General features: G+C 66.5%; 5 protein-coding genes. All 5 read left to right on the top strand.

Translation table 11 applies throughout. The features are described from left to right. Window positions 1-161 precede the first annotated feature (161 nt). From siaA to JL37_RS13945, 5 genes are read left to right on the top strand one after another with little or no spacing between them, the layout of a single operon-like run. Window positions 162-2150: a biofilm regulation protein phosphatase SiaA gene (gene siaA / locus JL37_RS13925; RefSeq protein ID WP_197064608.1), complete on the top strand. Its 1989-nt coding sequence runs from the start codon at window positions 162-164 to the stop codon at window positions 2148-2150. Window positions 2151-2172: 22 nt separating this feature from the next. Further along, window positions 2173-2712, top strand: a complete 540-nt coding sequence (gene siaB / locus JL37_RS13930; RefSeq protein WP_043544725.1) for a biofilm regulation protein kinase SiaB — start codon at window positions 2173-2175, stop codon at window positions 2710-2712. 37 nt (window positions 2713-2749) lie between these two features. Next, on the top strand, window positions 2750-3127 hold the full coding sequence (gene siaC / locus JL37_RS13935; RefSeq protein WP_043544726.1) for a biofilm regulation phosphoprotein SiaC: 378 nt from the start codon (window positions 2750-2752) through the stop codon (window positions 3125-3127). Beyond that, window positions 3124-3921, top strand: coding sequence for a biofilm regulation diguanylate cyclase SiaD (gene siaD / locus JL37_RS13940; RefSeq protein ID WP_043544727.1), 798 nt, complete (start codon window positions 3124-3126; stop codon window positions 3919-3921). Before siaC ends, siaD begins: the two co-directional genes overlap by 4 nt. A 39-nt stretch (window positions 3922-3960) precedes the next feature. Then, window positions 3961-6537, top strand: a complete 2577-nt coding sequence (locus tag JL37_RS13945) for an EAL domain-containing protein (RefSeq protein WP_231570344.1) — start codon at window positions 3961-3963, stop codon at window positions 6535-6537. The last annotated feature ends 111 nt before the right edge of the window (window positions 6538-6648 follow it).

The raw sequence follows: 6648 nt of genomic DNA on the forward strand, positions 1-6648 counted from the left end.
TTGCCGCGATGAAACTTATGGCGGATCGGGTGTTTACACTCGCTTTCGCCAGTTTCAATTGGATCCACTGTTATCTACACTTGTCGCGCCGGGCGTGTCGCGCCGGTGCGTCCGGTACGGGCGCGCGTCACGTCTTATTAAAGTTGTCAGGAAAACTTCGCATGGCGAAATGGGGTTTGCGCAGAAAATCATTGATGGCGCTGTTACTGGCGTGCGTAGTGGCCTTGGCGCCGGCGGCCCTGATCGGATGGCAGGTGCTGGATGGGGTCAGGGAGCACTTCGGGCGTGCTTTTGCCGACAACTTCACGCAATTGAACCGCCAACGCATCCTGGCGCCCGTATCGCGCGAACTTGCCCTGTCCTTGCGGCTGGCCGACAGCGAAGTCACCCGGCGCTGGCTGCGCCATGAGAGCGACGCCGCCGCGCGCGAGCTGTTCTTCCGCGAGGCCGACGGCTACCGGCGGGATCTGCTGGGGCGTGCCTACTTCATCGCCAGCGCGGCCTCCGGCAATTACTACTTCAACGACGAGCAGCCCCTGTCCGAATCGCCGCGCTACACGCTGAGCCGGACGGCGGCCGACGACGGCTGGTTCTATCTGACGTTGAAGTCCCCCGAAAAATACAACATCAACGTCAATCCGGACCTGAAACTGAAGACCACGAAGGTCTGGATCAACGTCCAGGTGCGCGACGGCGACCGGGTCCTGGGGCTGACGGGGTCGGCCCTGGACGTCGGCGGCTTCCTGCGCGACTTCGTCAACAGCGGCCAGCCAGGCGTCACCCCCATCATCGTCGACACGGAAGGCGCCATCCAGGCCCACATGGACGCCTCGCTCATCGCCTACAACTCGGGTGCGGGCGGCGCGGGCAACGGCCGTGGAAGGGTGTTCAACCTGCTGGACGGCGGGGAAGGGCGGGACGAACTGGCCGCCGCCATGAAGGCGGCCCAGGCCGACCCCCAGTCGGTGCAGTCCGCCTGGGTGACGATGGACGGCGTACGGCAACTGGTGTCCGTGGCCTATATGCCCGAACTCCGGTGGCACGTGCTGACCGTGGTGGACCTGGGCGCGGCGCGCGTGCTGGACACGGATTGGCTCTGGCCGGCGGCGATCGGCCTGGTGGTGCTCTTCGCGGCGATGCTCCTGTGCTTCGGGTACGCCATCGAGCGCCTGATGCTGCGGCCGTTGCGCCGCCTGCAGCAGTCGGCGCGGGCCATCGCCGACGGCAGCTACGACGTGCGCCTGCCGCCGGGCGGCCAGGACGAGATCGGCGACCTCAGCCGCGCCTTTGGGGTCATGGCCGACAAGGTGCGCCAGCACACGGCCGAACTGGAAACCAAGGTGCGCGAGCGCACGTCCGAACTCGAGGACGCCAACCGCGCCATGGCCGCCGCCCACAAGAAAATCGACGATTCCATCGACTACGCCAGCTTGATCCAGCGCGCCATCCTGCCGGACCGCCAGTTGACCCAGTCGCTGGGCGCGCACCATTTCGTGCTGTGGAAGCCGCGCGACGTGGTGGGGGGCGATTTCTACGTGTTCCGCTCGGACGGCGCCAACTGCCTGCTGGGCATCATGGATTGCGCCGGCCACGGTGTGCCCGGGGCCCTGATGACCATGCTGGCTCGCGCCGCCATCGACCTGGCGATCACCGAGGCCGGGCCGGCCGATCCCGCCGCCATCCTGGGCCGCACGGACAGCGCGATCCGCGCCATGCTTGCGGACGCGCAATTGCCTCGGGCGTTGGCCACCAATACGGACGCGGGGCTGGTATATATTGACCGCCAGGCCGGCCGGCTGGTGTACGCCGGCGCCAAGATCAACCTGTACGCAAGCAACGGCGAGATCCTGCGCGAGGTGCCCGGAGGCAAGCGCGCGCTGGGAGACAAGCGTACAGAGACATACCAGAACATCGAGTTGAAACTGGAACCCGGCTGGACCTATTACCTGGCCACGGACGGGTTCCTGGACCAGGCCGGCGGCGAGCATGGTTTCGGTTTTGGCAATACGCGTTTCGCCGGAATGCTCAAGAGGCACGCGCGCCAGCCGTTAACCGAACAGGCGGCCGCATTTACCCAGGCCCTGGCTGAGTACCAGGGCGGACGGCCACAGCGTGACGACATCACCTTGCTGTCGTTCCGTTTCGAATAAACGTTATCAGGGCGTAACCTCCATGAATGCCTCCGATCTCTACGCATTGGGCGAACGATTCAACCAGAATCGCACCCTGCTGTGCTTCAACGGACCGATTTCCCGCAGCCTGATCGAGGAAATCGGCAACGCGCTCAAGAACTACCTGAACGCCGAGCATGCCCGGCCGGCGGAAGCCATGGATGTGTTCTCGGTCTATATCGAAATGATCCAGAACATCCGCCAGTACGCGGCGCTGAACGGCGACGTGGACGCATCGGCCACCGTGGTGATCGGCCGCCGCGACGACAGCCGCTACGTGGTGTCCGCGGGCAACCTGGTCAAGGCCGAGGACGGCGAGCTGCTGGTCGCGCGCATCCAGGAGCTGGCGGCGCTGGACAAGCCCGCCCTGAAAGCCGAATACAAGCAGCAGCTGCACAAGCCGCGCGCCCAGGGCGTTGCCTCGGGCGCGGGCCTGGGGCTGATCGACATCGCCCGCCGCGCCGGCGCTCCGCTGGATGCCAGCCTGACCCCCGCCACGGGCGCGGGTCAGGCGTTCTTCAGCCTGAGCGTCGTGATTTGAAGGCGAGCGCACCCAAGCAATATTTTCGGAGCAATTGATGAAAGACCTGAACATTCCCGGGACGCAGTCCACGCCCGCCATCGACGCCGATGCCGCAGCTGGCGTGCTGGCGATGCGCGGCGACTCCTATCCCGAGAATTCCTTTGAGCTTTTCGGCCCGGTCATCGAGTGGGTGGAGGCCTATCTGCTGGGCGGCACGGCGCCCCTGAAACTGGAATTGGAGCTGCTGTACCTGAACACCAGCAGCATCAAGTCCGTCATGGATATTTTCGACCTGCTGGAGGCCGCGCACGGCAAGGGCCGCGAGGTCAGCGTGACCTGGTACTACGACATGCGCAACGAGCGGGTGGGCGAGCTGGCCGAGGAATTCAAGGAAGACTGCACCTTCCCCTTTTCGGTCATCGGCCGCCAATGAAACCCGACGCCGCCCAGCTGGACAAGCGCATCTCCGCGCTGCTGGCCGACCCGGCCTACGAGGGACATCCCCTGCGCGAGGCACTGGAAGCGCTGTGGCGGCATACCGCGGAACAGATGGCGCGCATCGAACGCGTGACCCAGCTGTCCGACGCCTACCAGAGCATGGCGCACGAGCGCGAACTGGGCCTGTGCGACCGTTTCGACCGGCAGTTGCGTCGGCTGACCCGCATCGCGCGGATTTCGGACCACTACCAGAGCATGATGCGCGACCTGAACGTCGCGCTGCTGGAAACTTCCAACCGCGATCCGCTGACCGGGCTGCTGAACCGGCGCGCGCTGATGGAGATGATCAAGCAGGAGGTCCAGCGCGCCGCCCGCGGAGGCGAGAGCTTCGTGGTGGCCATGCTGGACGTCGACCACTTCAAGTCGGTCAACGACCGCTACGGCCACGAAACGGGCGACCGCGCGCTGGTCGAGCTGGCCGGGGTGCTGGGCAAGAATCTGCGCGAGTACGACCTGTGCGGCCGCTGGGGCGGAGAGGAGTTTCTGGTGCTGCTGCCCAGCACGCAGTCCGAAGCGGCCCAGCGGGTCATGGACCGGCTGGTCGGCGCGGTGCGGGCCCTCACGATCGCGGCCGGCGATGGCGTGTTGAGGCTCACTATCAGCATAGGCATGGCGTACCACCAACTGGGAGAGACGTTTTCGGAGACGCTCAGCCGCGCGGACCAGGCGCTGTACCTGGCCAAGCAAGACGGCCGCGACCGTGTCGCCCTGGGTTTTCCCAAGCGCTGAATGAAACCGGATCTGCTGTTATCCGGCATGGAGCCCCATATGCTTGATTCTCATCCAGGCGCTTTCGCCGCGGGGCCCCAAGGCGCCGCTTGGAGCGCGGGCAATTACCTGACGGCGATGGATCGGGCGCTGCTGCTGTTCGATTTCGACGCCGCCGGCTCCCTGGTGCGCGCCAATGAAAACTTCCTGGCCGCCGTGGCGTACCCGCGCGAGGAAGCCCTGGCCCTGCGCCACGACATGCTGTGCGACAGCCTGGACGAAGGCAAGGGCATCGTAGGCGGGGAACAGATCTGGACACGCCTGCTGGGCGGCAGGCACTTCTCGGGCACCTGCCGCTATCGCAGGAAGGGCGGAAGTTTCCTGTGGATCGAAGCGACTTACGTCCCGATCCTCGACGAAGACGGAGAAGTGACGCGCATTACGGTCATTTCACGGCGATCCATCGCCGACGCCGAGCGTCAGGAAGAGATCCGCCTGCTGCTGCTGGGCATCAACGAAACCGGCAACGCCGTTGCCGTGTCGGGCCAGGACGGGCGCATCGTCTACGTGAACGACGGCTTCAAGCGCATGCTGGGATTCTCCCGCGGCGACGCCGTGGACCAGGAGCTGGGCGAACTGCTGTCCGGAGGCAGGCAGGACGGCGGCACGCGCGAGGAATTGGCGCGCCGCATCGCCTGCCGCGAGGGCTATCACAAGGACGTGCTGGTCTACGACCGGGCCGGGCGGCCGCTGTGGGTGTCGGTGATGGCCAATTCCGTGTTCGACGATCGCGGCGCCCTGGTCAACATCGTGGACGTGCTGACGGACATCACCCCAACCAAGGTGCACGAAGTGCTGCAGCGCCGCGTGCTGCAGGCCATGGTCAACGAGGCTTCGGTTGTCGAGGTCATGAACATGGTGTGCCGCGAGGTGGAGCGCCTGGCGCCCGAGGTGGCGGCCAGCGTGCTGCGGGTGGACGACGCGGGCCTGTTGCGCCCGCTGGCCGCGCCCAGCCTGCCCGCCGTCTATGCCGACGCGCTGGACGGCGCGGCCATCGGCCCGCAGGCGGGAGCCTGCGGCACGTCGGCCTTCCTCGGCAGGCCGGTCATCGTGCCCGACATCGCCACCGATCCGCTGTGGGACGGCTACCGCGACATGCCGTTGCCGGAAGACATCAAGGCGTGCTGGTCCTCGCCCATCAAGTCCAGCGACGGCCGGGTGATCGGAACCTTCGCCTTCTATTTCCGCGAGCGTCGCCTGCCCGACGACTTCCACCACCGGCTGGTGGACGTATGCGTCTACCTCTGCGCCCTGGCGCTGGAGCGCGAAGAGGCCCGCGCCCGCATCCGCCAGCTGGCGTTCTACGATGAACTGACGGGCCTGCCGAACCGCAACCTGCTGCTGGCGCAGGCCGAGCAGGCCATCGCCCGCGCCGAGCCGGAGCGCAAGCGCGTCGCGGTGCTGTTCCTGGACCTGGACCGTTTCAAGCAGGTCAACGACACGCTGGGCCATCCCATCGGCGACGCCTTGCTGCGCGACGTCGCCCAGCGCCTGCGCCGGCTGGCGCGGGCAAGCGATATCGTCGGCCGGCTGTCGGGCGATGAATTCGTGATGCTGATGCCGGATTTCGAGCATGGCCGCCTGACCGCCGCGGCCGAGCACGTCCTGGTGGCGCTCGCCCAGCCCTTCTCGGTGGGCGGCATCACCCTGAACCCGTCCGTCAGCATCGGCATTAGCGTGTTCCCCGAGAACGGGCGCGACATGGACACGCTGCTGCGCCACGCCGACATGGCGATGTACCAGGCCAAGACGGCCGGACGCAACCGCATTTCCTTCTTCAGCGCCGAAATGAACCGGCAGGCGCAGGAAAGACTGGCGCTGGAGGCCGCGCTGCGCGACGCGCTGGAGGAAAAGGCGCTGCGCCTGCATTACCAGCCCCAGGTCGGCCTGGAGAACGGCGCCCTGTACGGGGTGGAGGCGCTGGCGCGCTGGCGGCATCCGACCCTGGGCGATATTTCCCCCGCGCGCTTCGTGCCCTTGGCCGAGGAGTGCGGGCTGATCGGGGACCTGGGCGATTGGGCCCTGCGCGAGGCATGTTCGCAGCTGGCGGTCTGGCGCGGCAAGGGCCTGCGGGTGCCGTCGGTGTCGGTGAACCTGTCGGCGACCAATTTCCACAATCTGAACCTGCCGCGGATGATCGAGGCCATCCTGTCCGAGTTCGATCTGGCGCCGGCGGATCTGATGCTGGAAATCACCGAGGGCGTGGTGCTGGACGCCACGGCAGGCACGCTGCGCACCATCGCCGAGCTGCACCGGCTGGGAGTGCGCCTGTCGATGGACGATTTCGGCACGGGGTATTCCAGCCTGGGGCACTTGCGCCGCCTGATCGTGGACGAACTGAAGCTGGACCGCAGTTTCGTGCAGGGCCTGGAGAGCGACGACGCGGCCCGCGCGCTGACCAGCGCCGTCATCCGCATCGGCGAGAGCCTGAGTTTGCCGGTGGTGGCAGAGGGCGTCGAAAACGAAGAGCAGCGGCGTTTCCTGATCGAACAGGGATGCGCGGCGGGGCAGGGTTTCCTGTTTTCTCCGCCGCTGCCGGCCGAGGATCTCGAAGAGTGGCTGCGGGGTAGGCCTTAGTTTTTTTCGGATCGAGTGTTGGGGTCTTGGGGGCTTGGGGTCTTGGGGGCTTGCGAGGGGTTGGGTTCTTTAGGCGCCCGTCGCGTCGGGGGCCGGGGGCGCGCGGGTCAA

The organism is Achromobacter sp. RTa, from assembly GCF_000757485.1.
GTDB lineage: Bacteria > Pseudomonadota > Gammaproteobacteria > Burkholderiales > Burkholderiaceae_B > Achromobacter.

What these genes read in the sequence shown, in the direction of transcription:
- siaD (WP_043544727.1), top strand. Translation starts at nt 3,124, where the DNA reads ATGAAACCCGACGCCGCCCAGCTGGACAAGCGCATCTCCGCGCTGCTG.
- siaA (WP_197064608.1), top strand. Translation starts at nt 162, where the DNA reads ATGGCGAAATGGGGTTTGCGCAGAAAATCATTGATGGCGCTGTTACTG.
- siaB (WP_043544725.1), top strand. Translation starts at nt 2,173, where the DNA reads ATGAATGCCTCCGATCTCTACGCATTGGGCGAACGATTCAACCAGAAT.
- siaC (WP_043544726.1), top strand. Translation starts at nt 2,750, where the DNA reads ATGAAAGACCTGAACATTCCCGGGACGCAGTCCACGCCCGCCATCGAC.
- JL37_RS13945 (WP_231570344.1), top strand. Translation starts at nt 3,961, where the DNA reads ATGCTTGATTCTCATCCAGGCGCTTTCGCCGCGGGGCCCCAAGGCGCC.